This window comes from Thermobaculum sp. T2p (assembly GCF_059335935.1).
On record NZ_JANZYQ010000009.1, the window covers coordinates 77,791 to 103,631 of the forward strand.

Sequence of the window (25,841 nt, forward strand, 5' to 3'; positions counted from 1 at the left end):
GGCCCGCCTGTCAAAAATGAGTTAGGAAGATGGTATCAATGCGCACTTTGCGGTTCTACCATACTTGTTCCAAATATTAGGTGGCGGCTCATACTGAAGCTTATTAGTCTCTATGGAGCTGTCAGGAAAATTGTTGCTCATCGTATTGCAGGTGGAAAGAGATGACAGAGATCAAAACAAAAGCCCAGCTGATTAGTTATCTAAGAGACCTTCAGGCAGATTCTAGAAGACACAGATATATTTATTGGAATAGCCGTAGAATTACTTTGGGCAATGCCCTGAAGAAGGCTGAAGGACTGTCGGGGCTGGAGACTATAATCCAGTGGCATGACCATATATTAGTTCTCGACCCCTCAACCCTCAGGAGGCTGCGCGGCTACACTCTTGGCGGCTAAAGCCAAAATGGCCCACAAGGTGATATAATTGCGCGCCGGGTATTTATAAGTAATACTATACTTATGCCCACTGATCTAAGTCAGTGACTAACAAGACTATATGGGGGTTAGAGTCTTTGGTGAAGGTCGAATCTGAGAGACTTCCTGGTAGCGTAGTTAGACTTGAGATAGAGGTAGATAAAGAAACTGTTGATAAAGAGATAGACAGAGCCTATCGCAGGTTGGCTAATAGAGTAGTTATTCCTGGATTCCGAAAGGGGAAGGCTCCTAGGGTATTGATTGAGAGGTACCTAGGGGAGGAAGCTATTTTTGAAGAAGCCACCCGAGAGATAGTACCCAATGCTATCGAGCAGGCTGTTGAGCAGGAGAAGATAAACCCTATAGCCGAGCCTCAGGCTTTTAAGTTGCTTGAGCGTGAGCCTTTCAGGTTTGAAGTCACCCTTCCAGTTGAACCCACAGTAAAGCTAGGTGATTATAAATCTGTCCGGGTCGAGCGCCGTGAGGTAATTGTCACCGATGAGGATGTTGACAAGTATATAGAATCTCTTCGAGAGAGAGAGGGTGTGTGGGTTACTCCTGATCCTGCGCGCCCTGCCAAGAATGGTGATCAGCTTGTCGTAGATATAGAAGAACAGTACGAAGGCGAGGAGCCTCGTAAGAGAGAGGATCTTACTATAGTCCTCGGTAGAGGTTATCTACCTGAAGATGTTGAGAAGGCTTTAGAAGGTGCAGAAGAGGGCAAAGACTACGAGGTTGAGTCTAAGTTACCTGAGGACTATCCTGTAGAGGAGTACGCAGGTAAGCCTGTTAAGTATAAGGTTACCGTAAAGAGCATAAAGGAGCTTCAGCTTCCTGATCTGGATGATGACTTTGCTAAGCGGACTGGCCTAGGCGCTGAGAGCGTTGAAGATCTGAGGCAGAAAGTTAGGGAGAGGCTCCAGGCTGAAAGGGAAGCTGAGGAGCGTGACAGAGTGGCAAATGAAGTCATAGAGAAGATGGTAGAGACCTCTACGGTGGACATGCCTCAGGTGCTTATCGAACATGAGGTAGACCATCAGCTGGCTCATATTCGTGAAAACCTCAGTGCTCAAGGGATACCTCTCGAGCAGTACCTAAGATTTACTCAGCAGACTATAGAGGATCTCAGAAAGACTCTACGCCCTGACGCCGAGAAGAGGCTGACAAGGCGGTTAGTTCTATCGGAGATAGCTAAGGCTGAAAATATAGAGGTCGATGAATCCGAAATCCAGCGAGAGATAGATAGGATCGCAGAGCGTATAGACGAATCTGAGCGCGCCGAGGCAAGAGCCTTGCTAGATACCCAGGAGTGGCGAGATCGTATAAGGGCTGACATTTACGATCGTCGGTTCCTCGACAGAATCGTGGAAATAGCCACTGGAGAGCCACTTTATCCTAAGGAGGAACCAGCAAGTGAAGGCTCAGAGCAAACTCCTGACTCCTCGGCCTCACAAGTGGATGCTGAGAATTCGGCTATTCAAGATGTCGCGAGTGGTGCCAATGAAAGCGAGGTGACTGCTGAGGGTGAAGCCTTAGTTCAGGCTTCTGAAGAGTCTCAAGAGTCTGAAGCTGAAGGTAATGACGAGGCTCGTAAGGTGTAGAAGGGCATGTAGTTGATAGCAAAATAAGCGACAAGCTTTAGATCCTTGCCTGCGTTGTTAAAATGGATAGTAGAGGTGTTATTTTTCGGAGGATAGAGAAATGGTTACCGATCCCAGATCGCTTATTCCTATGGTAATAGAGACAACCAATAGAGGTGAGAGGGCTTTTGATATTTACTCTCGCCTTCTAAAAGATAGAATAATTATCCTTGGAACTCCCATTGATGATCAGATAGCAAATCTCATTATCGCTCAACTACTATTTCTGGACGCCGAAGATCCTGAGAGGGATATACAGTTTTACATAAACAGTCCTGGCGGTTCTATCACAGCTGGTCTTGCGATATACGACACTATGCAATTTGTCAGGCCTGATATCGTGACAATTTGTATGGGCTTGGCGGCCAGCATGGCTACACCGCTGCTTGCTGCGGGTACTAAGGGTAAGAGGTATGCCCTGCCCAACGCTACTATACATATGCATCCTGCGAGTGGTGGGGCACAAGGTGCTGCTGCTGATGTAGAGCAGCAAGCCAGGTTTCTAATCAGGATGCAGCGTAGGGTGCGTGAGCTACTGGCAATGCATACTGGCCAACCTTTGGAGAGAATAGAGATCGACTTTGACAGGGAGAAGTTCATGACTCCCGAAGAGGCCAAAGAATACGGTATCATTGACGAAATAATGGCGAGTACAAAGCAGCTACCTGCAGGTAATGTGCAGAGTACTACTTAGTTACGGGAGAGGAAATGTCCAATTCTAGAAGTTCCAGATCAAGCTATAAATGCTCCTTCTGCGGCAAGCGCCAGGAAGACGTTCGAAGATTGATAGCTGGTCCAGGAGCAGTTTATATCTGCAATGAGTGTGTGGACCTGTGCCGAGAGATTATAGATGAGGAGGAGTCAGCTGGTCTCCGTCGAGAGCCGGCACCGTCTAGAATTCCACCTCCTAAGAAGATTTATGAGCTCCTGGATAATTATGTGGTGGGGCAGGACAGGGCTAAGAAAACCCTTTCGGTGGCCGTTTACAACCACTACAAGCGCGTTGCCGCAGATATGCAGATCGATGATGTGGAACTTCAGAAGAGCAATATACTTATGATAGGTCCTACCGGCTCCGGTAAGACGCTCCTTGCTCAAACTTTGGCTAAGATTTTGGACGTGCCGTTCTCAATAGCTGATGCTACTGCTCTTACCGAGGCCGGTTACGTTGGAGAAGACGTCGAGAACATACTCCTGCGGTTGATACAAGCTGCAGATCTGGATATCCAGAGGGCCGAGCGAGGAATCATATACATAGACGAGATAGATAAGATTGCCCGTAAAGGTGACAATCCCTCGATAACCAGGGATGTATCAGGTGAGGGCGTACAACAGGCACTCCTGAAGATCATAGAGGGAACCGTCGCTAATGTACCTCCACAAAGCGGACGGAAACATCCTCATCAGGAATTTATACAGATCGATACGACTAACATACTGTTCATTTGTGGTGGTGCTTTTGAGGGCCTGGAAGACATAGTAGCCAAGAGAATAGGCGCAAAGAGATCTCTAGGTTTCGCGCGGCAAGAATATGACTCTGGTCAGTCTGAGGGTTCGGTGCTTCAGCATGTTATTCCAGAGGATCTGTTGAAGTTTGGGCTGATCCCAGAGTTCATTGGTAGATTACCTGTTGTGGTTACGTTGGATCCTCTAACTAAGGAGGATTTGATCCATATACTGACCAAGCCCAAGAACGCGATTATAAAGCAATATCAGAAACTTATGGCTCTCGATAACGTAGAGCTACAGTTCACAAACGATGCTCTGGAAGCTGCGGCTGAGGAGGCTATAGCTCGCAAGACGGGTGCTAGAGGGCTAAGGTCCACGATAGAGGAAGTCTTGCTAGAGACCATGTACGAGATACCCTCCCTGACCGGTGTACGTAAGTGTATTGTCGATGGGGATACTATACGGAATAGATCTAAGCCTAAGCTTGTGACATGGGAAGATAGCAAGCAACTTGAGGAGAGCGCCTAAGTTGATTGCTATCTGCGGAGGTAGTAGGTGAGTGTACTCAGGCGCCTGGAGAGCGGGTTAGAGGCCTTATTTGAGGGGGCCTTTACCCGTATCTTTAGGCCCAGAGTACAGCCAGCTGAAATAGCTCATCGCCTAGAAAGGGAACTTGAGACCAACCAGGTTGTAGGCCTAGGTCAGATACTCGCTCCTAATTACTACCAAGTATCCTTGCATCCTAGAGATTATGAGCCATTTGAGCGTTTCAAGACAGCTCTAGAGCGTGATTTTTCCGCTTATATTCAGGACAGGGCAAGGGCTCATAATTTAACACTCGTTACTAAACCTAAAGTCCAGATAATTTCTGATCCAAATGTCAAGCCTGGATCAGTTCATGTAGAGTCTTATCTGCAAGATCTGGGACCTGGTGAGATCGATCCACAGCTTGAATTTACTCAACCTATAGAGGTTACTAGAGCACGACCAAAGATCCCAGCATCTGCTTTCTTGACGGTAATAAGTGGTCCCCAAAATGGTCAAAGATTTCACTTATCTCCTTCTGGCCGTGCATCCATAGGCAGGGGACTGGATAATCAGATAATTCTGGAAGACCCAATGGTATCTAGGCATCATGCCGAGATATACCTTCGTGGTAGCGAGTGGTACATAAAAGATCTGAACAGTACTAATGGTACATACGTCAATGGCCATGCGATTAGGGAGAAGGCCTTGGAACATGGTGACAGGATAACCCTGGGTAGCGTAGACATTAGGTTCAGTCTAAGATAGAGGTTTGGGAAGGACCGCAGTGAGGATAAACTACGATCTACTTGTGTTCCTTCTCAATGTGGGATTCGTAGCCCTGCTATATATCTTCCTCTTTGAGGTGGTGAGAATAGCTCTAAGGGAGCTTAGAGCAGTTACTGCTACTACATCTCAAAACAGCCGGTTTGGTCAACTTGTGGTCGTAGACCCAGGGCGTACTGGCCTAAGGCCAGGAACAGTTTTCCCTCTTGAGCCGACTACTGCTATTGGCAGGAAGATATCGAATGCTATAGTCTTGGATGACCCTACCGTTTCTGGAGAGCATGCTATTTTGTATCTTTGGGACGGCACTTGGTACATTCGAGATGCTGGTAGTACCAACGGTACATTAGTTAACGGCCAAGATGTCATTGAACCCTCTCCTGTGAATGTAGGTGACATACTAACTCTAGGAGCTGTAAAGCTTAGGCTGGCAAGATAGAATAAAGCATGCGTGATTACAAAGACTGGCGATTCCCAACTAATCCTCATAGTCATCATCCCTCAGCTCGTGAGACCCGCAGGGCTCAAATGGAAAAGATCGTCGCCAGGGAAATCGAGTCTTGGCGAGAAGAGGCATCTGAGCTCAGAAACTACCCCTACGGTAGATCATTTCTACTTAGGCTTATTCGGGCCGCTTTGCCAGTACTGGCGGTCTTTGTGGTGGTTTTGTTAGGCTCTGCTTTTCTCATCACAAGAGCTTACTCAGATAGGATATACCCTCAGGTTGTGGTTGGGAATATAGCTGTAGGCTCCCTTACTCAGGATGATGCTAAGGAAAAGCTGGAGTCCTCGCTAGAGGATTACCTGAATAACCCTGTCGTACTGACTTTTGGCCAACTTCAATGGCATCCCGCTGCTGAGGACATAGGACTTACGATAGACGTAGAAGCTACCGTCAACAGGGCTATGAGAGCTGGTAGAGAAGATCCAGTTATCTTAGTCATTGCTCGCACACTAGTTGGCCAGCAAAGTCCAGAGGTCGTGCCTATTGTCATGCGTATAGATGAAAGTAGGTTGTCAAGCTATTTGTCGGACATAGGCAGGCAAATCAATCGGGATCCTCTAAATCCTTCCATCCAAGTCTCTGACGGCAACATTCAGATAGAGGGTGGTGGAGCCGGTTATACTTTCCTTCAGCCTGAGACAGAATCCAAGGTTTTGACCTCTCTAAGGAAGATGTCTAAGGGGCCTGTTAGCATCGCTGTGTACACTACTGCTGGTACTATCAGCAGTCAAGAAGTCAGTAAGGCAGAGTCACTGGCTAAGAGCATGATTTCATCGCCTATAACGTTAGTTGGTGACAATCAACAGAAATGGCAGATAACCACTGATAAGCTCCAAGATTGGCTTAGAAGTAAACCCGTAAAGGTAAAAGGTAACACTGAGCTAGATGTCTACTTAGATCCTGTTGAACTGGAGAACTACCTTGATTCAGTTGCTAAGGATATAAATTCAGAACCAGTAAATGCTCGATTAAGATGGGATAATGGGCATCTGTCGGTTCTTGCTCCAGGAAAACTGGGCAGGAGACTAGATATTGATCGAGCTATTGGCCTAATACAGGAAGCTGCTAAATCGAATTCTCGGCAGGTGCAACTCCCTATTTCTCGTATCAGCCCATCTGTATCAGAGAACAACATAGCTTCGCTTGGTATCAAGGAGCTTATAGCCTCAGGTGTATCGGGATTTAGAGGGTCGAGACCGGAACGTATAGATAACATCAAGAAGGCGGCCCAGGCTATCAATGGTTATGTAATACCCGCGGGCAGCGATTTCTCGTTCGCTGATGCTATTGGTAAGATCTCAGAATCTGCAGGTTATAAGCCTGAACTTGTTGGGGATAATAGGCTTGAGCTACAAGGGTGGCCAGGCGGTATTAATCAGGTCGCCACAACTGTTTTCAGAGCCGCGCTCTATGCAGGATTGCCAATTCTAGAAAGGCATTCCATGCCTTACCGATTGGATTTCTATCAACAGGAGAACCAGCAACCTGGGACCGACGCTATGGTTCTCGTTCCGGGTACCGACCTGAGATTTACGAACAGCACGCCTGCTGCTATCCTGATTCAGGTCAGCGTGTCAGACCAGGACCAGACCGTACAGGTGAATCTTTATGGTACAGATCCGGGTTGGTCGGTTGATGTAAAGCCACCCATCATAGAAAATGTCGTTCAGCCTATAGGCGATATCTATTGGACTGACCCTACATTAGAATCTGGCAAGACTGAGACTTATCTATACGCTTCTGCAGGTGCTGATGTGGTAATAGAGCGTACTGTACGTAAGGGAACGGAAGTCATCCTGGATGATAATATTACGAGCAGTTATGATCCGTTACCTACAGTATTCGCTGTAGGTAGTGCTAACTCAGACAATGGTTAGAAGATTTAAGGTTATTTGGTGAGACCTTGGCAGATTACTTACTAGTTTATTCTGTTAGTATGTAACAGGCATCAGCAATTCTTTTTTCGATCTTTTCCCTAGTAGGTATACCGGTAGGTCCTACAGCTTCGATCGCAAAGGAAGCTGCTGCATTTGCAAAAGTGGCAGCGTGTTCTATACTGCCTGTACGGTATAGCTCTATAAGGAATGAAGCGGCAAACACGTCGCCGGCTCCAGTAGCATCCACTACATTGCAACGAAATGCAGGGAATGACCTCTCCTGTCCTTGGTGAAATACTGTTGCTCCTCTATCGCTTCTTGTAACTACGACTGTGGGAACAGTATTGAGGTACATGTCTAAATCGGACTCATCCACTAGATCGTCCTCGCTGAGAATAGCGACCTGCACGTGCTTTAGAAGCTTATCAGCTTCCTTCCAGTGGATTGGGAATACCTTATGGTCTTCTCCCCATCCGCGCATCATTCCCTGAGGGGTTATACCTACCAGAGCGTGAGGAAAAGCATCGAATAAGTCGTTTTCCAGCTCTCTGGCGACAGGTCCAAGTAGTATCACTGGGGCTTGTCTCCAATTGGACGGAACATCATCAATCGATATTGGAAGTGCCCTGGCTAGTAGCCTCTGTTGTCTCTTATTTCCTACGTAAATATTTTCGAATGTAGTGGAGTATTGGCTGGGTATAACCTTGACCTCAGCTCCAGAGAGAGCTCCATTTACGTCAATATCATTGTCGCAGCTAGTTACCACAGCGGTACGAACACCTAACTTTATACCAACGATTCCCGCATAGGTAGCTGTACCGCCTATAACATAGCCCTCTTCTAGTATGTCCTTGGTTACGTGTCCAAGTATTAGGAAATCAGGACTTTCTTCTGTTGCCGGCATTAGGTCTCCTAGGATTGGGATAAACAACTACGTGCCTCGCGTCCCCTTCTCCGGAGCTTTCAGATCTCACTCTATTATCTCGGGAAAGGGTTAGGTGAATAATTCTTCTCTCTCTAGGGGGCATAGGTTCGAAGCTGTAAGGTTGCCTTGTTCTGACGACGCGTGCAGCTGCCCTCTTGGCCATTTCTCTGAGGACTGCTTCTCTTCTCTTTCTGTATCCTGCTACATCAAGTAGTAAGTTTGGCCAGTAACCTACCTTCTTCTGGACTATATGATTCAGCACAAACTGGACATCATCTAGGTTATCTCCCTTTCTCCCAATGAGTATCCCTAGGTCCTCTCCCTCTACTTCGAGAACTACTGGAGACTCGGCTTGGTCTGGCCTTAAACTCCTTTGGTTGATTTTGCAACTTGCAATCAGATTTAGGTGATGCAGAATGTCGCTCATGACTTCCTGCCCGAGATTGGCAACGGTCTCTCTTTCATCAGGTGTAAGCAGGTGTTTAATCTTCTCAGCTTCTTGATCTTCTGGCAGCTCGGAAGTGCTGCTCTTGACGCTAACTGATACGAGAGCTTCGTCCGTTATAAAGCCGTGCTCGTCAGGTTCGTTTGGATATCTTAGGACTTTTATATCTACTTCATCTCTTGACTTGCCTAGCTGTTCCAAGGCAAGCTGTATTGCATCCTCCACAGAAGTAGCCGAGATCTCGACTTTCTCAGGCCTCTCCAATTTTCCAGATTACCTCCACACCCTTATTTATCTTCTCTTTTTTTTCTTTGATTCAAGCTTTTTGGCTTTATTTGACTGTTGTGGCTTAGAAGGTGCGTCTAATGCAGCCAGAGCACTACTGCCTGAAGTACCAGGTGCCCCAGGCAGCCCCCAAGCATCATCAGTGAATCTTATCCCACTGTGAAATTCGGCTTCCTGAATGATCTCTTCGTTGGCGCTACGATTAGTGCTACGATTGGCGCTACCGCTAGAGGCATTTGAAGCCGCTGCTGTTTGAGCCTGTAACTTTTGCTGCTGTTGCTGCATCTCGAGAGCTTTTTCCTGCATTCTTTGCATGAAACTTTTTCTAGCTGGTTGCCCCTCCTTAGGCTTGATAGGTTCCAGAGGAGGGAACTTCTTTCTTGGCAGGAAGGGGAACATATCCACGAGTGAGCCCCAGCCGGTTACGAAGTACTGTTGCACAGCACTGAACAAGCTTGATACGAACCAGTAGAGTACAGCACCTGCTGCTATGTTCCAACCTATGAATATAACCATTAGAGGCATGATCTGCATTATAGTGTTCATGCTGCGCTGTTGAGGATCTATTATTTGATCTTTGGGCTGTATGGCCATCCTAGTTTGCAGCCACTGTGCTAGTGCAGCAAGGAAAGGTAAGATGTGATCAGGCCTCGCAAGGTTATCTATCCAAAGCAATCCCCCAACATTGTTACCAGTACTTAGATGCATTATTGCCTGCCATAGAGCAAGGAATATTGGGAATTGGATTAACAGTGGCAAGCAACCACTCATAGGGTTGATGCCATACTGTTGATACAATGCCATAGTCTCTGCACTTATAGCGGCCCTGTCCTTGCCATGCTTCTTGTAAATTTGCTTGATTAGTGGAGCAATCTGCTGTTGTTTTCTAGAGTTTCTGAGTGCTGGAAGAGATAGTGGTAGGACTATAAGCTTGATTATGATAGTGAACAGAATTATGGCTAGAGCAGTACTTCCGGTAAGTCCTTGGAAGAATAATAGTCCGTCAGTTATTAACTGTACTAATGAGTTCCAACCAGGTATATGCAAAACTAACTACTCCTTCTAAATAGCTGTTCTAAGGAGAAATTCCTCTTATAAATTATAGTCACAGGTGTAAATCACGATCATGGAACGGGATCGAACCCACCTTTTGACCAAGGGTGACATCTCAAGACCCTTCTGATGGTCAACCATCCTCCCTTGAAGATACCATATTTTTCGATAGCTTCATACCCATATTGTGAGCAGCTGGGGTAGAAACGGCATGAAGGGGGGAGAGCTTTCGATATAGTAAGTTGATAGAACCTTATAGCACCTAACGCGGTGAACTTAAGAATTTCTCCTACGATATAGGCAGCCCTAGATCCGAAAGCTGCTGGGCTAATTTGCTTTTTAGTTCTTGGAAATCCATAGTTAGACATTCTGGTCCCGCTATAGCTATAACTAGACAGGGCTTGCTACCAAATTTATATGTCTGCCTGAACGCTTCCCTGAGCCTGCGTTTCGCTCTATTCCTTTTTGCTACCGACCCTATAGATTTGGCAGCTGCAAACCCAAACTTCTCTGACTCGCCTTCAAATAGCACGCAAATAGTAGCAAAACTAGTACGGCTGCATCGACCTCTAGTTCTAACCTCTTTCCAGTCTTTTGATGAGGTAAGCCGATGCAGCCTATCCAAGGTGGATCTTATTTCCAGGTCTTGCTATCGCTTGCTGTAAGGCGCCAGCGACCCTTCCTGCGGCGAGCAGCTATCACTGCCCGCCCCCCGAGAGTCTTCATCCTGGCCCTGAATCCATGCTCTCTTAAGCGAACTCTCTTCTTAGGCTGATAGGTTCTTTTGGGCACAGTCAAATACCCCTTCAATCAATAGTGATCTTACTAGGACGGGGAATTATACACTATAGGAGGTTTTTTGTTCAATTGTTGTCTGTAGATGGTCTCTAAAGCATTGACATTCGTCTTTAGATATGGGCATAATTATGCCCGCAAAAACTAAATAAAGGCAGTGAGGTGACAGGGGAAGTCCGGTTAGAGACCGGCGCTGTGCCGCAACGGTAAGCAGTCTGCTGCTGAGCCCGAATACCTGCCCTCACGGTGTCAGCAGGCAACCCTTCGAGCAAAGGGCGCCGCTGGGAGATTTGTAATCTAACAGATTGTGCGCCTTGCTGCCAAATGGGGAGCAAGGCTTTTTTGTTAGTTTTACGCCAGCTAGGCGCCCAAACTTTGAATAAATAAAAATTTTCTGGAGGTAGAAGTGGTTAGGCGTCTAGCATTTCTGATTACGATCCTTACTTCTCTAGCCTTGCTGGTAGTCTCTTGTGGACAACAGAACGTTTCCTCAACTCCAACCCCTTTGATTTCTGCTGCACCAACCTCTCCTGTGTCTTCTGTTACTGAAACTCCACAGGAGACTCAGGGGGATACTCCGGTTACATCTCCTTCTCCCACAGTTACACCTCAAAATACGGTCACGGCTTCTACCACACCAGCAGCGACGGAAGTACCTACCAGTGGTTCCTCGGAGAATGGGTATCCTTTTACCTATACGGATGCTACTGGTCATAAAGTAACTCTGAGATCTCAGCCTCGTAGGATAGTTTCGCTATTTCCCTCAAATAATGAGACGGTATTCGCTATCGGTGCGGGTGATCAGGTTATAGCTGTGGATCAGTTTACTAGTTATCCTAAAGAGGCTGCCGAGAAACCTAAGATAAAAGGCACGTACCAGAAATTCAATATAGAACAGATAGTTTCTCTAAAACCGGATCTAGTACTAAGTAGTCTAGGGGCTGAGCAGATAGTAGATAAGCCCCTAAGGGATGCTGGTATAACGGTGATCAATACGGGGTATCCAGGCACCATAGACCAGGTGGTAAGGCATATCCGAGATCTAGGTAGGATTACAGGCCACACCGAGGAGGCGGATAAACTTGCCTCTCAGCTGGAGGATACTGTCGAGCAGGTGAAATCTAAGACCAGCAAACTGCCAAAAGTTAGGGTCTATTTCGAATCAGACATTAGTACTCCAGGCAAGCCTTATACCTATGGTGCTGGATCTTTGGTTGACCAAATGATAACCATCGCGGGAGGGCGAAATATATTTGGTAGTGTCAAGAATCCTTTTCCACAGGTGAGTTATGAGTCTATAGTGAGACGTAACCCTCAGGTAATAATCCTAGGGGATGTCAAGGGCTTTGTGGGTCCTGATTTCCTCAACCCGACTACAGTTGAGGATGTGAAGAGCAGGGAAGGTTTCAGTACTATCGAAGCTGTAAAGAAAAATAGGGTAGTACCTGTCAACCCTGATCTTTATACAACGCCGGGCCCGAGGTTGACTCAAGCTATCAAGCAGCTTGCCGCTATTATTCATCCAGAGGTATTTGGCGAAAGATAGGTTTAATCATGAGCAGTCAAGTCCAAGCCACTAGCTCTGAGATTAAAAAGAGTTCCCACTGGCTCAGAGCTGGTGGTGTCATATTTTTTCTTATGATCTTAGCCTTTATATCTATCATCTTGGCATCCTCTATTGGTTCGGCCTATATTTCACCACTCCAGGAAATCAGGATGATAGCCCATGCCCTAGGATTACCTATTGCGGTCACTTGGTCTGAGAGCGATAGCGCTATTTTATTCCAACTTAGATTGCCTCGGGTGGTAGCAGCTTTCCTTGTAGGGTGTGGGTTGTCATCAGCAGGACTTATTATGCAAGGGGTATTCCGAAATCCCCTGGCTGATCCTTATATCTTGGGATCATCCTCAGGGGCTGGACTAGGAGCCGTACTTGCAATGGCACTTGCGCTAAAGTGGGATTTTCTTGGATTTGCCCCAGTTCCACTTCTGGCGTTTGTGGGGGCTATGCTATCTGTCGTGTTAGTGTACCTAATAGCTGGAGCCTTCGGATCCGTTGATCCGACTCGGCTGATACTAGCTGGCGTAGCTGTAGGATCTTTTCTGGGAGCGATAATGAGCTTTATCATGGCATTTACTCCCCTAGTACAATCTCAGTTGAAAGCAGTATTTGTATGGCTGCTAGGAGGTGTTGGAGTATCAGGGTGGAATGAGCTAAGAGTCTTATTGCCTTTGTTCTTCGTTACTATCTTAGTACTGTTTTTCATGGCTTCTGATCTTGATGCACTCACCCTTGGTGATGAGGGTGCCTCTTACCTGGGTGTTAATGTAACCTATACACGCATTGTTCTTATAGGTTTATCTGCTTTGCTCACCGCAAGTGCCGTATCTGTTAGTGGGCTCATAGGTTTTGTTGGATTGGTTGTGCCGCATGTTATGAGAATGGCTTTCGGACCCAAACACACTACAATGATTCCAGTAACTGCTTTGGTCGGTGGATCCTTCATGGTAATCATTGATTTGCTAGCCCGTGTAGTTCTCTCTCCAAACGAAGTGCCTGTAGGGATATTGACTGCTATGATTGGAGCTCCATTCTTCCTGTTTATGCTACGGAAGTTAGGAAAGGGATATTCATTATGAGAACTGATGGGGCAGCGATAGTGCTAAACAATCTGCACTTTTCGTATGGGCACGTGCCTGTGCTACGAGGTGTCAACTTGGACGTAAAATACGGCGAGATGTTTGCTGTGCTAGGTCCCAATGGAAGTGGCAAAACAACCCTGCTTAGGGTTATCAGCGGTTTCTTGAAACCTTCTATGGGCGACGTGATCATTGAATCTAGAAGTATAAGGGCTTATTCTAGGAAGAATCTTGCTAGAGTTCTAGGTATATTACCACAAGAGCAGAATGTGCTGCCCACGTGGAGAGTAAGGGAATTCGTATCTCTAGGACGTATACCCTATAAGTCACGGCTTGAGCTTGGATTCAAAGACGAGGATGTTCAAGCCGTCGATCGTGCTCTGGAGATGATGCAACTTGAGGGTATACAACATAGGCGTATAAGCAGTCTTAGTGAGGGACAGAAACAGCGGGTTATGATCGCCATGCTATTAGCTCAGAAAGTTAAGATCATGCTTCTGGATGAGCCTACTGCCCATTTAGATATGAAATATAAAAACTTGGTGTTCGATGCATTATGCGACATAAGAAAGAGTTTAGATATAACCATAGTAGCCTGCTTACACGATCCTATCATTGCTGCACTGTATTTCGACCGTGTGGCTTTGCTAAAAGATGGTAAGGTTTACGCTTTGGGAAGCCCAGATGATACTTTGAATACTAGTACTCTGTCAGGACTGTATGACACTCGGATCAAGGTAGTTCAAGATGAAGAAATAGGAGTACCTCTTGCCTATGCTGTACCGATTAGTCGGTCTGCACAGGATAACTTGAATGAGGGAGCTTAGAAAGGCTGATCACTGATCATATAAATAAAGCTGGTAACCTAGCTAGGCCTACCAGCTGGCTGGGGGACGTGGATTCGAACCACGATTAACTGATCCAGAGTCAGTCGTCCTACCGTTAGACGATCCCCCATCGACGCCAAATAGTTTACCAAAATGATGACTTCTTTGGCAAACCCTTCATTAAGAAGCCTTATCTGTTGCTAGATAGTCTTCCATTCTGACACTTAATACAGTACTTACACCCTGTTTATCTTGGGTTACTCCAAATATCCTACTAGCTCTCTCAACAGTGAACCTGTTGTGGGTTATGACTATAAACTGGGTGTCGCTTGCTAACTCTTCTAAGAGGTCACAGAACCTTGTAACGTTACGTTCATCAAGTGCTGCATCCACCTCATCCATAACACAGAATGGAGCTTTACTATCCTTTATTAGAGCTAATAACAATGCGCAAGAGCATAAAGCTCTTTCTCCACCTGACAATGCCGATAAAGTTGAGATTCTTTTACCTGGCAGTTGGACTTCTATTTCAACTCCTAACTTATCCTTATCATCTTTGGCTAGCTTTAGACCTGCCTTGCCACCTCCAAAGAGTCGATCAAAGTACTGGGCAAAGGTTTGTGATACTTCCTGGAATGTCTCCTGAAATGCCTGTTGCATCTCATGCTCTAGCCTATTGATGAGATCTTCTAGGTTATGCTTAGCTTTGTTGATGTCCCTTAGTTGAGACTCGAGAAAATCTACCCTATTACGTACTTGGTTATATTCTTCGATTGCCAGTGGATTTACTGGTCCTATTCTGGATATTTTCTGTCTTGATTGTTCAATCTTTTTATTCAAATCTCCTAGATCGTCACTGCTTTGAATATCGGCGGAGGGAGCTTTACCTGTTTCTCTTTGGCATGCATGTATGATGTCGCTTTTTTGTCTTTCAAGATGTTCTAACAATGTACATGCGTCTTGTAGGGAGTCATGTATAGAGCTCAGCTCATTACTTGATGAGGCTATTTGATTCTCGATTGCTATGAGGGATTCTCTTAATGAATCCATTTGATTAGAATCTTCATCTATCTGCTCTTGCAAGCTGCTGATCTCTTTAGATACAACATCTAGCTGTCCCATTAAATGGGATACCTGAGGTGACAATTGTTCTACTCGTCCATGAATGTCATCTAGCTCCGACTGCCTGCTAGCTATCTCAGAATCTATTTTGACGATCCTGGCCTTGTTTTCATGTAAGCTGTGAGTTGTTTTTGCAAGCTCTCTATTGAGCGTTTCTAGAGAGGAGGATACCCTTAGAAGGTTAGTCTCCATCTCAGATATGCTACTCTCATACCCTCTAAGGACTTCCCTTTCTTGATTAATTCTGGCTTCGATATTCTTTTCTTTTTCGATAAGCTTATGCAGCTGTTCTTCTTCTCGAGGCAGCTTTTTATTTGCTTCGTTTAATCTTCTTTGGAGTCGTGCTATTTGTTGTTCTACCCAATCTAATCTTTCGGTAAGCAGTCTATATTGGTCTTCTAAAGACTTCTCAGAGCCTTTTTCCCTGAGCAAGCGCTGCTCCAATTGCAACAGGTCTTTAGTGAAACTGTCCTCTTGTTGTCTGAGTGTTTGTAGGATATTCTCCAGCTTATATACTTGATCTTTTACCTCCTCAAGCTTCTTGCTGATCTCTCTGGCCCTTTCACGTGATTCTTTTAGCTCACGTCTTTTGGCTAGAATCCCTCCTTGCGTCTTAGATAAATTACCTCCAGTAACCGCTCCTCCTTGTCTAACCACCTCGCCTTCTAAAGTTACTATTGAGCTAATACCTCTGGCACTAGACAATACTCGTCTTGCTGTGCCAAGATCACGTACGATCAATATTCTTCCTAGCATGTAAGATATTGCTTTATCTATCTGTTCCGGATAGTCTACTAATTCGCTTGCGATTCCAACTACACCGCCGATATTTGGTATGTAAGAAGCCTTTAGAGGCGTTACTGTATCTATAGGAAGGAAGGTTACTCTCCCAATTTTCTTCATCTTTAGCCATTCGATAGCTCGCTCTGCATCCTGCCAGGTTAGGGTTATGATGTTCTGTAAGCCTGATCCAATTGCTGCTTCTATAGCTATTTCCAGCTCTGCTGGGACAGCTATGAGATTGCCAACAGGTCCCAATATCCCGTGCAATACTCCGGAGGTACTTGCGCGCATAACCTCTCTTACACTAGGCTGCATATCAGCTGCGCTCTTGCTGATATCATCAAGTATCTTCTCTCTAGACTGTACTTCACGTAGCTGTAAGGATAGATCGCTGTACCTTTGCTGAAGTTCTTGATGTTCACGTTTAGTTGCATCTATTTTTTGCTTTATATCTTTGATTTTTTCTGATAACCTTAGTCTTTCCCGTTCAGCGACTTGTATCCTATCTCTTAGGTCTTGTCTTTGGGTTTGTATCTCTTCGCTGCGAGCTTGAATGTTAAGCCTCTCGCTGGTATGGATCTCTATTTCATTTCCTAAGTTACTTATCTCCTTAGTTAGGATTTCCACTAGTCTCTTCTTAGAAGCTATCTCCCTTTGCAATTCTGATAGTTCTTGCTCGGAGCCTGCGATAGAATTTTCTATTTGTTGCTTTTTATCTAGACCATCCCTTGAGCATCGCTCTAGATTTAGTAATTCAGTTTCTACCCGTTGCTTTTGTTGACACAGAAGTTCTATTTCAGCTTCAAGTTTATGTATCTCGGTTAAGACTTGCAGCTTCTGAGCTTGTAGGTGCTCTATCTTGGATTCTATTATTCTTGCTTGGGTTTCATTTTCTGTTAATTCTTTCTGAAGATCTGTGATCTGCCTCTGTAGGGAAGCTATTATAGCCTTGTTCTCTCTTAGGGAGGTGTTTGCTTGCTCGATGTGGTTTTGCCTTTTTTCGATATCATGCTCTATAAGCTGCTTTTGCGATTCGAGTTTGGGTAAATGATCCAGTATCTGCTCGCGCCTATTCTGAAGATGAACTTTTCTGTGTCTAGCTGATCCTATTTGGCTCTCTAAGTCCTGAATTAGCCGGGAGTAGTAGGCCGTTAATAGCTGCCTTAGCCTGTCCTCTTCGAATTCTTTTGATCGCAGGCTGTTTACTTGCTTGATAAGGCTTTTGAGACGCGGTCTGGTTTCGTTCAATAAATCTTCTACTCGCCTGAGGTTATCTTCTACCTCTGCAAGCCTTTTCAGAGTTTCGTCCCGTCTTTTGAAGTGGTGTGTTATATCTGCTGCCTGTTCGAGGAGCAATGTACGATTTTCAGGGCTAATCAGTAACACTTCATCAACTGATCCCTGATTTATGAAGGTGAAAGATTCACCTATGATTGCCCCTATCTCCTGGACGTCACGTAGCCTTGCCTTTCTGCTGTTTATCAGGTATTCGTTCTCACCACTTCTGTAGGCTCGCCTTGTTATGCTGATTTCTTCGTACGGGAGGGGGATAGATTTGTCGTGGTTATCAATCGATATCTCTACTTCAGCCATGCCGGCCCTTGGTTTGCCAGGGCTGCCCGCCCAAATTACATCTTCTGCTCTCTTACCTCTAAGTAGGGAATAGCTCTGTTCACCCAGAACCCATCTTATAGCTTCTAGTATATTGCTCTTGCCTGAGCCGTTGGGGCCAACTATAGCCGTTATGCCATGATCAAACTCTAGTAATGTGTGATTACTAAAGCTCTTGAATCCTTGTATTTTCAGGGAATTGATCTTCAATTTTCCGCCTGAATATCCCTATACTCCGTATACTTGGGGAACATATGGGTTACTTCCCGGGTTATAAGTCCTCCGTGTCCTAAGTTTGCGATTAGGGCGTTATCCAGTTGCTCTCCCGTAAAGAACCTAGTCATTATAAGATCTAAGGCTGTTCGTTGTGAAAACATACCACACGAAGCCACACCAATGATAGGGGTATTCGCTAAATACGCTAACCAGTAGGTACTTCCCGGGTGTGCAGGTATCCCTCTTCTGATTACTTTCCCTCCAAGATGCTCAATAGCTTTTATAGCAGGGTCCAATGGATCTAAGGAGCTTGTGCCACCAATCATAACCAAATCACATCCAGACGCTATTATATGCTCCAGATCCTCTTTTATCTTTTCGCTAGCAGAATAGACTAGAATGGTTTCTTGAGATCCAAACCAGGCTATTTTGTCTTTGAGCACCATTTCAAACTTCTCTCTAGCCTTCAAACCCATGGATTCTTGTACGATTACTCCAATCTGTTTGCTCTGATAGGGAGCAACATGAATTACTCCATTGTACATCTGAGATTCGGCTTCGCGGATGCTTGCCTCAGATATAGCTAGAGGTGCTATCTTAGCAGACGCTACGTGTTGCCCAATCTCTACGGGTGTTCTATCATGCAGAGTCCATAATAGTACACCGTCTATCTCGTTGACTCTTTGTAGACGGTCTATATCAACTCTAAGCAACCCACGAACCGTTGCTTCAATGCGTAGGCTACCTTCGCTTATGGGGCCTAGCTGTAGCCCCGTCCCTGCTGCTGCTCTTGCGATCCTCTCAGCAGCTGTAGCTTCGTCTATGTCGCCTTTCTCGAGTATGACTAGGTGTATTTTAAGATCTCCCAGATAGCTCATTACCTGTTGCTCAGAGCCATCTATTATGTGACCTTTTCTTATTAGGATCTTTTTAGGATTAGCAGGATCAAAGATGTTATGACATATAATACTTCCCTGATAGCTGGTTACTTGACTAGCTGGTAGCTCTATAGCCCGCATTTGCTATTCTTGTTCCTTTACTAGTTTCGTGAGCCAGTTATTTATTATAAACTTGTCGTGTTCAAAGGCCATATCAGGGAGGGCACGAGCATCAAACCAACCAATGGCTGCAATTTCGTCTTGATTGGGTAAAATCTTACCTTGTACGTTTTGGACTTCATATACGGCCAGAATTACTGGGTTACTCCTTTCCGACCAAAGTTCAATCAGTTTTGGATTAGATATTCGTAACCCTGTTTCCTCGTAGACTTCCCGTTCCAGCGCATCTTCTAGCTTTTCACCTCGGTCGACGTAGCCTGCGGGAAAGCTCCACTTGTCTTTGCCGGGGTCGTAAGTCCTCTTACATAGCAAAATGTTGAAGTCGGAGTGTATTAGGGCAGCAACTACTACTTTCGGATCGTTCCATAGTACCCATCCACATGAAGGACAAACGGGCCTTATCTTATCTTCCAAATTTCGTCTGGTAAGCTCGTGACCGCACTGTAGACAGTACATGCTATTGTTCCATAAATCTTGCAATGATGTTTTTATAGTCTTCAGGTGTATCAATATCCTCCATGGAACCCAGATCACCAACTTCCACTTTTATTACCATGTCTATGTGATTGTAGATGATATTTTTTGCCCCTTTATCTCCACTTATCGTCTTTAAATCATCGAGGGATTCTGTAGGGAAAATAACTGGGTTGCCATCTTTACCGTTATAAGTAGGAACTATTATCTTCTTTGAATGAAGATCAAATGCGTCGATTAATTTATCTATGACCTTAGCGCTCACTAAGGGTTGATCTCCAAGCAGGATCATTACTCCCATGGTGTCTTCGCTCACTTCCTCTAAGCCTAACTTGATAGATGAGCTTATCCCTCTTCCTGGGTCTGTATTGACCACTATAAGCACATTTTTGTCTAGTGATTCTAGTATTTGGATGGCTTGCTGCTCTATTTGGGGTGATACTACTACGATCACTCGGTCCAATTTTGACCTTATAGTGTTAAGCATGACTTGTGATAGGAGTGTTTGAGACCCTAATCTTAAGAGCTGTTTAGGTTGTCCCATCCTCTGGGAGAGTCCAGCTGCTAAGATTATGCCTGTAACCTTTGTTGGATTTATCTTATCGTCTATCATCGGCTCTCAATAGTCATATTTGCAGTTATGCTCTTGCGTATTTACCATAGTTATGGGAGAAGAAGCTAGATTTTTGCTTCCTAGTTTAGATACAGGAGTATTCCTTGCAACCATCCGTGAATATAATACCTTTGTTTCCATTACACACTGTGCTATTTCCAGGCATGCTTTTACCCCTCCACATCTTTGAGGAGAGGTATAAGATAATGATCTCGCGCTGTCTTGCTCACGATGGAATGTTCGGGGTGGTTAAGATTCGCAGGGGTAAAGAGGTTGGAGGTCCGGCTGAGCCAGAAGAAGTTGGTACTATAGCAAGAATAGTTTCAGCTGGGAAGTATCCAGATGGTCGTATGGATCTACTTACGGTAGGTAAGGAGAGATTTCGGATCCTTCGACTTATAGATGATGAGCCTTACTTGCAGGCTGAGATAGAATTTTTACAAGATGAAGAAGAGGATGAGCATGAGGTGTATATATTTGCTGAAGAGGTAAGGGATTTGATATCTGCTTATCGACAAAAGGCAGGTATAAAAGGGGCTTCAGATGAGATCAGCCATGATATTCAGTCCCTGTCTTTTGTAGCAGGAGCACTTCATATTCCTTTATCTGAGAAACAGAAAATCTTAGAGTGCACCTCTGCCAGGCAAAGACTAAGCTGGATAGCTAAGCATCTACGTGCAGAGGTAAGCCTCTTGGATAAAATAGGACCTACTAGACCTATTATTGAGCCCGATAGTGATATTTAGAGTTTGACCTAAATCTTTCTTCTAAATTACAAGGGAAGTACCTACTAGTAGGTACTTCCCTTGTAGTGGCTCTTCCGATTTTATTTACTTATAACACTATCTGCAGCTTCTGGCTGTAGCGGCGTTATTGCCAGTATCAAAAGAGTGGCCGCAAGCGCAAGTGCTTACTGCGTTAGGGTTGTTGATCGTGAATCCTGATCCAAAGAGACCATCAATGTAGTCTATCTCAGAGCCTTTGACATAAGGATAACTATAGCTGTCTATAAGAATCTTGACCCCGTTTTGCTCGAACACATGGTCTTCAGGATCAACCTCTTCTTCAAAGGCCATGCCATAGTTGAGACCGGAGCATCCGCCGCCTGCAACGTATAGCCTTAGGGCAGCACCCTGTTGTCCTTCCTTCTCCATTAGGTCCTTGATCTTGGCGGCTGCACTCTCCGTAATTGTTACCATCTTTTCAGAAACCTCCCAACTGGATATCCTACTCTCTGGAGCAGTATATAACAAGACGACGTTACTAGTCAATCTGATTCACTAGTAAAAATGACTAGCCAGCCCGCTTTGCCTGAGGGTTAGCGGTTGACCTTGGGAGGGTGTTAAATGCCTGTTTGATCTCAATATTATAAGCAAGCTATCTCCTTGCTCTATGATCTCTGTTACGCTACATTCCAGGGCCAATACTGATTTTGAAAGCGCGGTATTGTTATCCTGGTGCACTTCTACATCATCAGGGAGTTTGGGGCTACTCTCTAGCAAGCTTTCCACAGTTGTTCGCTCTCCTGCCATGAGAACATTTATCCACACTGTTTGATCCTTGCTTATCGATGCAGCTAGATGGTCTGTTTTCTTTATCCCTGCTACTAACAACAGCGGATTCCAAGAAACAGGCATCAAGCATGGTGTTACCGTCTGGGCGATATCGTTATTAATTTCGAGAGTAAGCACATACACTCCTAGGGTAAATAGCTCTCTTATGTTGCTGTCGGTAGATTTAGATCTTGGCATCTTATTTTCCTAGGCTCAGGCTAATTACAGCTATTGCAGCCAGGGACAATGGAGCTCCAAAAGCAAAGTAACTTTTTCTACTTGCCCTCCCTGTTATCAGAAGTACTACAGCGTAGATCCCAGCAAGGACTATCCCAAATATCAGGGCTGCTAGCACTAATCTCGCTCCTACCATGCTACCTATCATGGCAGCTAATAGAATATCTCCTACCCCAAGTGCCAATGCTCGGAACATCACTATTCCTATTGCAAATATCAGCATAAACACAATAAGCCCTTCTAATAGCCCTAATAAAGTATTAGCCAGGTTTGTATTGCACAATAATGGATTAAGCAGCAGGGATGCCAGTATCCCTGTTACCACAACTGATGGATATACAAGTCTCCTTTGCAGGTCTATAGCCCCGCATGCAGCCAGCAGAGCAATATATACGCCAGCGGCTAAGTTGCATTCAATGCCTACTTGCAGTCCATGAACTACAACTGCCAGGAAGCAAATAGTAGCGAGTAGGAGTGATTGCTTACTGTCAACTCCGGGTTTTATTCCACCTATCTTTGATGCAATTATATTTGCCGCGGTGGCTGATAGTAGACCTGTCACTACAGATATAAGAGCTTCGATCATCTTCCAAGATATCTTTGTATGTTTTGTTCGTGTTCCTGCAAGGTTTTTGCAAAAGCATGTGACCCGTCGCCCTTAGCAACAAAATAAAGATAATCTGTGTGAGCGGGATACGCCACGGCTTTTATTGATGGTAATCCAGGACTACAGATAGGTCCTGGTGGAAGCCCCTTATGTACGTATGTATTGTAAGGGGAGTCGGATTTTAGATCTTGCCTTGTCAAAGAGGATTTCCACCACTCTCCCCTTCTTCCAACTGCATATTGGACTGTTGGATCAGCTTGCAGGGGCATGCCCTTTCTTAGTCGATTGAGATAAACCGAGGCGATTATTGGTCTTTCAGATGGAATTTGAGCCTCTCTTTCCACAATGCTGGCCAGGGTTAGTCCTTCGTTTATAGTCAGCCCTTGGCGTTTGAAGCCTTGAATTATATCCCTAGAGAGGTGCTTTTGCATGTTAGCTATTCCCTCTCTTACGAGCTGCTGTGCAGCATTCTCCTCTGTGAAGATATACGTATCTGGAAAGATATAGCCCTCGATACTAACTCTCTCAGGCTTAGAAGCTAACAACGGAAACTTTGGTGGGTTATTTATCGCTTCCTGCCATTGTTGTGGGGTAGTGAGTCCTAATTGAATCATCCTGTCCTCGATTTGTCCTAGTCTGAAACCTTCGGGAATAGTGATCTTAGATTGATTGCTTGCATCTGTAAAAATGGCTATGAGATCCCTAGCACTCGTTCCCTTCTTTACCAAATATCTACCCGGTAGGAGATGTCCCCTTTCACCTGAGAGTACGACTAGAGCCTTGAATATTAGAGGCCTTCTTACGATTCCAAGTCTGTGTAGCCTGTCTGTAAGGTCGTTCCAGCCTTCTCCAGGCCTCACTACAATCGTCACCGGTTTAGAAGATGCATCCGCTCTAGGTGTTGGGTCCAAATACCACCATATTGCTGGAATAGTTAAGACAAGAATCACCAACGCCCAAAACAGGGGCCAACGTGCTGGTTGATCATCTGGAGATTGCCTGTTGATATCCTGGTTCATCTTGCGATTCTAGCAAGCAGAGATGCACATTACAATTTCGGCGGCACCTGATACTATATCATGTGTCCGCACAAAAGCTACCGGTGATAGTAATCCTTGGTCCTACTGCTGTGGGTAAAACTGCCCTATCCATAGACCTTTGCCTTGAATATAACGGAGAGGTGGTCAATCAGGATAGTAGGCAGGTTTATAGGTACATGGATATCGGAACTGCGAAACCTACCCGTGAGCAACGGGCCAGGGTTCATCATCACTGTATAGATCTAGTAAATCCGGATGAGACATGGACACTAGCACAGCAGCAGGAATTGTCTTATAGAACAATTGATGATTTACTCAGCCGGCATAAAGTCCCTTTTGTGGTGGGAGGTACTGGTCAATATCTGAAAGCAATCATTGAGGGCTGGAATATACCAAGGGTAGCTCCTAATCCTGAGATTAGAGATTCTTTGCGTGCTATCGCTGAGGAAAAAGGTACAAAATTTCTCCATGACAAGTTGAGAAATGTAGATCCTGTGGCTGCTGAGAGGATCCTTCCAGGCGACTTGCGAAGAATAATTAGGGCTTTAGAGGTGTTTAAGTCAACAGGGAGACCAATATCTGAGCTTCAGTCCTCAGAACCTCCTAAATATGATTTTTTGATACTTGGCCTGACAATGAATAGGGCCAAGTTATACGAACGTATTGAGAACAGAACTAAAGATATGTTACGTAGAGGGCTATTGGAAGAGATACAAAGCCTGCTAGATATGGGTTACGGATGGAATCTGCCTTCCATGCAGAGTATAGGCTATGGGGAATTTCAACCATATTTTGAGGGTCGATCGTCTCTTGAAGAATGTTTGAGACAACTTTCCTATCATAATCACAAGTTAGTCAGACACCAGTACGTATGGTTCAGAAAGTTTAGAGACGTGAATTGGTTTGATCCAACTATAGATATGGATTTGGTAAGCATGAAATCTCTAATAGATAGACATCTGTCTTAATCTGTTATTGCAACTTGGTTGTAGTAGTATAACTATGAAGAATAAAGACGTATTTAGAGGAGATCAATTGCAGGACACAATTGATAGAGTGGGACCTATAAAACCAGTTTCGACTGCACAGCCTGAAGAGCTAGCGATCTTAGTAGGGGTTCAGACTCCCAATAGCAAATGGGATGTTAATTCATCTCTAGATGAATTAGAGAGGCTAGCTGATACAGCCGATGTCAAGGTTGTAGGACGGATAACACAGCGTCTTGCGACCCCTGATCCCAGGACGTTTATTGGTAAGGGTAAGTTACGTGAGCTAGCTGATATGAAGAATGCAACTGGTGCTACAGTTGTTTTATTTGACGACGAACTCTCCCCAAGTCAGGAGCGTAATCTAGAGGATGAGCTCAAGTGCAAGATAATAGATAGATCTGCCCTGATACTAGACATATTTGCTCGACGTGCTAGGACTAAAGAGGGAAGATTACAGGTAGAACTTGCTCAGCTTGAGTATCGCCTTCCGAGACTTACAAGAATGTGGACACACCTCTCCAGACAAGGGGTAGGAGGGGTTGGTCTTAGAGGCCCAGGAGAAACTCAGCTAGAAGTTGACCGAAGACAGTCTAGGGAGCGTATAACTCATATAAAAAGAGAGATCGAGCAGGTAAGAAAGCATCGTAAGATACTGCGCGAACACAGGAAGGCCGAGGGGCTACCTGTAGTCTCGCTTGTAGGCTACACGAATGCTGGTAAGAGTACGCTTCTTAATAAGCTTGCTGGTGCTGATGTCTTGGCAGAGGATAAGCTATTCGCAACTCTTGATCCTACTACCAGGCAAGTGCGGCTTCCTGCTGGCATGCTTAGCCTGTGGACCGACACGGTAGGGTTTATCCAGAAGTTGCCTACAGATCTAGTTGCTGCCTTCCGTGCTACTCTTGAGGAGATACTTGAAGCGGATGTGCTAGTCCACGTTGTAGACATAACTCACGAGAGTGCAGAGGAACAAGCAGCAACTGTGAATGAGACCCTAAGATCCCTAGGGGCGGCTGATAAACCTACAGTAGTGGCACTTAACAAGATCGATAAGCTAGCTCCTAATCTTGATAGTGGCCTACCGTCCTTAGAGGATATCCCAGATAATTACGTCCTTATTTCTGCTGAGTTGGGGTGGGGCATAGATACACTTTTATCAAAAGTTGAGCAAGTGCTAGAGGGCAATCTAAAGGAACTTGATGTATTGCTTCCTTATTCGGAGGGAGCTCTTGTGGACCTGTTCCATAAATATGGTCAGGTTAGAACTGAAGAGTTTACTCACGCCGGCACACACATCAGAGGCAAGTTACCTGAAAAATACGTAAGTCTTATGAGACGATATGAAACTGCTGAAGCTAGGTCCGGCGACTAGT

General features: G+C 45.1%; 27 protein-coding genes, 1 tRNA gene and 1 riboswitch. Of the genes, 13 read left to right on the plus strand and 15 right to left on the minus strand.

What is annotated here, in order from left to right; all coding sequences use genetic code 11:
- The first annotated feature begins 161 nt into the window (after positions 1–161).
- The 7 genes from N2245_RS05100 (at position 162) to N2245_RS05130 (ending at position 7,195) form a co-directional block, all read left to right on the plus strand.
- A complete protein-coding gene (locus N2245_RS05100) occupies positions 162–395 on the plus strand; it encodes a hypothetical protein (protein ID WP_494535649.1) in 234 nt (77 codons plus the stop codon).
- Between the two features lie 119 nt (positions 396–514).
- The gene (gene tig / locus N2245_RS05105; RefSeq protein WP_494535650.1) at positions 515–2,014 is read left to right on the plus strand and encodes a trigger factor; all 1,500 of its coding nucleotides are present in this window, start codon (positions 515–517) and stop codon (positions 2,012–2,014) included.
- Between the two features lie 100 nt (positions 2,015–2,114).
- Positions 2,115–2,747, plus strand: coding sequence for an ATP-dependent Clp protease proteolytic subunit (locus N2245_RS05110; protein WP_494535651.1), 633 nt, complete (start codon positions 2,115–2,117; stop codon positions 2,745–2,747).
- Between the two features lie 14 nt (positions 2,748–2,761).
- On the plus strand, positions 2,762–4,030 hold the full coding sequence (clpX, locus tag N2245_RS05115) for an ATP-dependent Clp protease ATP-binding subunit ClpX (protein WP_012875369.1): 1,269 nt from the start codon (positions 2,762–2,764) through the stop codon (positions 4,028–4,030).
- 27 nt (positions 4,031–4,057) lie between these two features.
- Positions 4,058–4,795: an FHA domain-containing protein gene (locus N2245_RS05120; protein WP_494535652.1), complete on the plus strand. Its 738-nt coding sequence runs from the start codon at positions 4,058–4,060 to the stop codon at positions 4,793–4,795.
- Positions 4,796–4,814: 19 nt separating this feature from the next.
- Positions 4,815–5,252 (plus strand): FHA domain-containing protein, encoded by a 438-nt coding sequence (locus N2245_RS05125; RefSeq protein WP_012875367.1) that lies wholly within the window; start codon positions 4,815–4,817, stop codon positions 5,250–5,252.
- An 8-nt stretch (positions 5,253–5,260) separates the two neighbouring features.
- Positions 5,261–7,195, plus strand: coding sequence for a VanW family protein (locus tag N2245_RS05130; RefSeq protein WP_494535653.1), 1,935 nt, complete (start codon positions 5,261–5,263; stop codon positions 7,193–7,195).
- Between the two features lie 46 nt (positions 7,196–7,241).
- On the opposite strand, the gene N2245_RS05135 is transcribed toward N2245_RS05130, so the two are convergent.
- The 6 genes from N2245_RS05135 to rpmH form a co-directional block, all read right to left on the minus strand.
- Positions 7,242–8,099, minus strand: coding sequence for a PfkB family carbohydrate kinase (locus N2245_RS05135; protein ID WP_494535654.1), 858 nt, complete (start codon positions 8,097–8,099; stop codon positions 7,242–7,244).
- Positions 8,074–8,829, minus strand: coding sequence for an RNA-binding cell elongation regulator Jag/EloR (gene jag / locus N2245_RS05140; protein ID WP_494535655.1), 756 nt, complete (start codon positions 8,827–8,829; stop codon positions 8,074–8,076). The genes N2245_RS05135 and jag overlap by 26 nt, the downstream gene beginning before the upstream one ends.
- Positions 8,830–8,856: 27 nt before the next feature.
- Entirely contained in the window at positions 8,857–9,897 is a 1,041-nt protein-coding gene (locus N2245_RS05145) for a YidC/Oxa1 family membrane protein insertase (RefSeq protein WP_494535656.1), read from the minus strand.
- Positions 9,898–9,974: 77 nt separating this feature from the next.
- Positions 9,975–10,187: a membrane protein insertion efficiency factor YidD gene (gene yidD / locus N2245_RS05150; protein WP_174259464.1), complete on the minus strand. Its 213-nt coding sequence runs from the start codon at positions 10,185–10,187 to the stop codon at positions 9,975–9,977.
- 5 nt (positions 10,188–10,192) lie between these two features.
- The gene (rnpA, locus tag N2245_RS05155) at positions 10,193–10,528 is read right to left on the minus strand and encodes a ribonuclease P protein component (protein WP_494535657.1); all 336 of its coding nucleotides are present in this window, start codon (positions 10,526–10,528) and stop codon (positions 10,193–10,195) included.
- A gap of 8 nt (positions 10,529–10,536) precedes the next feature.
- Positions 10,537–10,695 carry a 50S ribosomal protein L34 gene (rpmH, locus tag N2245_RS05160; RefSeq protein WP_083768837.1) on the minus strand — a complete coding sequence of 53 codons (159 nt, stop codon included), beginning with the start codon at positions 10,693–10,695 and terminating at the stop codon, positions 10,537–10,539.
- 138 nt (positions 10,696–10,833) lie between these two features.
- A riboswitch (cobalamin riboswitch) is annotated at positions 10,834–10,955 on the plus strand.
- 149 nt (positions 10,956–11,104) lie between these two features.
- Here rpmH and N2245_RS05165 point away from each other — a divergent pair.
- Genes N2245_RS05165 through N2245_RS05175 form a run of 3 tightly spaced genes read left to right on the plus strand, consistent with a single transcriptional unit; the run spans position 11,105 to position 14,165 of the window.
- Positions 11,105–12,244, plus strand: a complete 1,140-nt coding sequence (locus N2245_RS05165; protein ID WP_494535658.1) for an ABC transporter substrate-binding protein — start codon at positions 11,105–11,107, stop codon at positions 12,242–12,244.
- 8 nt (positions 12,245–12,252) lie between these two features.
- On the plus strand, positions 12,253–13,338 hold the full coding sequence (locus N2245_RS05170) for a FecCD family ABC transporter permease (RefSeq protein ID WP_494535659.1): 1,086 nt from the start codon (positions 12,253–12,255) through the stop codon (positions 13,336–13,338).
- Positions 13,335–14,165: an ABC transporter ATP-binding protein gene (locus N2245_RS05175; RefSeq protein ID WP_494535660.1), complete on the plus strand. Its 831-nt coding sequence runs from the start codon at positions 13,335–13,337 to the stop codon at positions 14,163–14,165. The genes N2245_RS05170 and N2245_RS05175 overlap by 4 nt, the downstream gene beginning before the upstream one ends.
- Positions 14,166–14,221: 56 nt before the next feature.
- Here N2245_RS05175 and N2245_RS05180 read toward each other — a convergent pair.
- The 5 genes from N2245_RS05180 to mocA form a co-directional block, all read right to left on the minus strand.
- Positions 14,222–14,295 (minus strand) — tRNA-Gln (locus N2245_RS05180).
- A gap of 50 nt (positions 14,296–14,345) precedes the next feature.
- Positions 14,346–17,891 (minus strand): chromosome segregation protein SMC, encoded by a 3,546-nt coding sequence (smc, locus tag N2245_RS05185; RefSeq protein ID WP_494535661.1) that lies wholly within the window; start codon positions 17,889–17,891, stop codon positions 14,346–14,348.
- On the minus strand, positions 17,888–18,775 hold the full coding sequence (locus N2245_RS05190; protein ID WP_494535662.1) for a molybdopterin-binding domain-containing protein: 888 nt from the start codon (positions 18,773–18,775) through the stop codon (positions 17,888–17,890). The genes smc and N2245_RS05190 overlap by 4 nt, the downstream gene beginning before the upstream one ends.
- A gap of 144 nt (positions 18,776–18,919) precedes the next feature.
- A complete protein-coding gene (locus N2245_RS05195; RefSeq protein WP_494535663.1) occupies positions 18,920–19,411 on the minus strand; it encodes an NUDIX hydrolase in 492 nt (163 codons plus the stop codon).
- 1 nt (position 19,412) lies between these two features.
- Positions 19,413–20,042: a molybdenum cofactor cytidylyltransferase gene (gene mocA, locus N2245_RS05200; protein ID WP_494535664.1), complete on the minus strand. Its 630-nt coding sequence runs from the start codon at positions 20,040–20,042 to the stop codon at positions 19,413–19,415.
- 116 nt (positions 20,043–20,158) lie between these two features.
- Here mocA and N2245_RS05205 point away from each other — a divergent pair, with 116 nt between their 5' ends.
- Positions 20,159–20,788 carry an LON peptidase substrate-binding domain-containing protein gene (locus N2245_RS05205; protein WP_494535673.1) on the plus strand — a complete coding sequence of 210 codons (630 nt, stop codon included), beginning with the start codon at positions 20,159–20,161 and terminating at the stop codon, positions 20,786–20,788.
- A gap of 96 nt (positions 20,789–20,884) precedes the next feature.
- Here the strand turns inward: N2245_RS05205 and erpA are convergent, their stop codons facing one another.
- The 4 genes from erpA to mltG form a co-directional block, all read right to left on the minus strand.
- Positions 20,885–21,241, minus strand: a complete 357-nt coding sequence (gene erpA, locus N2245_RS05210) for an iron-sulfur cluster insertion protein ErpA (RefSeq protein WP_494535665.1) — start codon at positions 21,239–21,241, stop codon at positions 20,885–20,887.
- An 81-nt stretch (positions 21,242–21,322) separates the two neighbouring features.
- A complete protein-coding gene (locus N2245_RS05215) occupies positions 21,323–21,793 on the minus strand; it encodes a flavin reductase (RefSeq protein WP_494535666.1) in 471 nt (156 codons plus the stop codon).
- 1 nt (position 21,794) lies between these two features.
- The gene (locus tag N2245_RS05220; RefSeq protein WP_494535667.1) at positions 21,795–22,418 is read right to left on the minus strand and encodes a prepilin peptidase; all 624 of its coding nucleotides are present in this window, start codon (positions 22,416–22,418) and stop codon (positions 21,795–21,797) included.
- Positions 22,415–23,458 (minus strand): endolytic transglycosylase MltG, encoded by a 1,044-nt coding sequence (mltG, locus tag N2245_RS05225; protein WP_494535668.1) that lies wholly within the window; start codon positions 23,456–23,458, stop codon positions 22,415–22,417. The genes N2245_RS05220 and mltG overlap by 4 nt, the downstream gene beginning before the upstream one ends.
- An 83-nt stretch (positions 23,459–23,541) precedes the next feature.
- Between mltG and miaA the strand changes: the two genes are divergently transcribed.
- Both miaA and hflX read left to right on the plus strand, forming a co-directional pair.
- Positions 23,542–24,447, plus strand: a complete 906-nt coding sequence (miaA, locus tag N2245_RS05230; RefSeq protein ID WP_494535669.1) for a tRNA (adenosine(37)-N6)-dimethylallyltransferase MiaA — start codon at positions 23,542–23,544, stop codon at positions 24,445–24,447.
- A gap of 34 nt (positions 24,448–24,481) precedes the next feature.
- Positions 24,482–25,840: a GTPase HflX gene (hflX, locus tag N2245_RS05235; RefSeq protein ID WP_494535670.1), complete on the plus strand. Its 1,359-nt coding sequence runs from the start codon at positions 24,482–24,484 to the stop codon at positions 25,838–25,840.
- Position 25,841 lies beyond the last annotated feature (1 nt).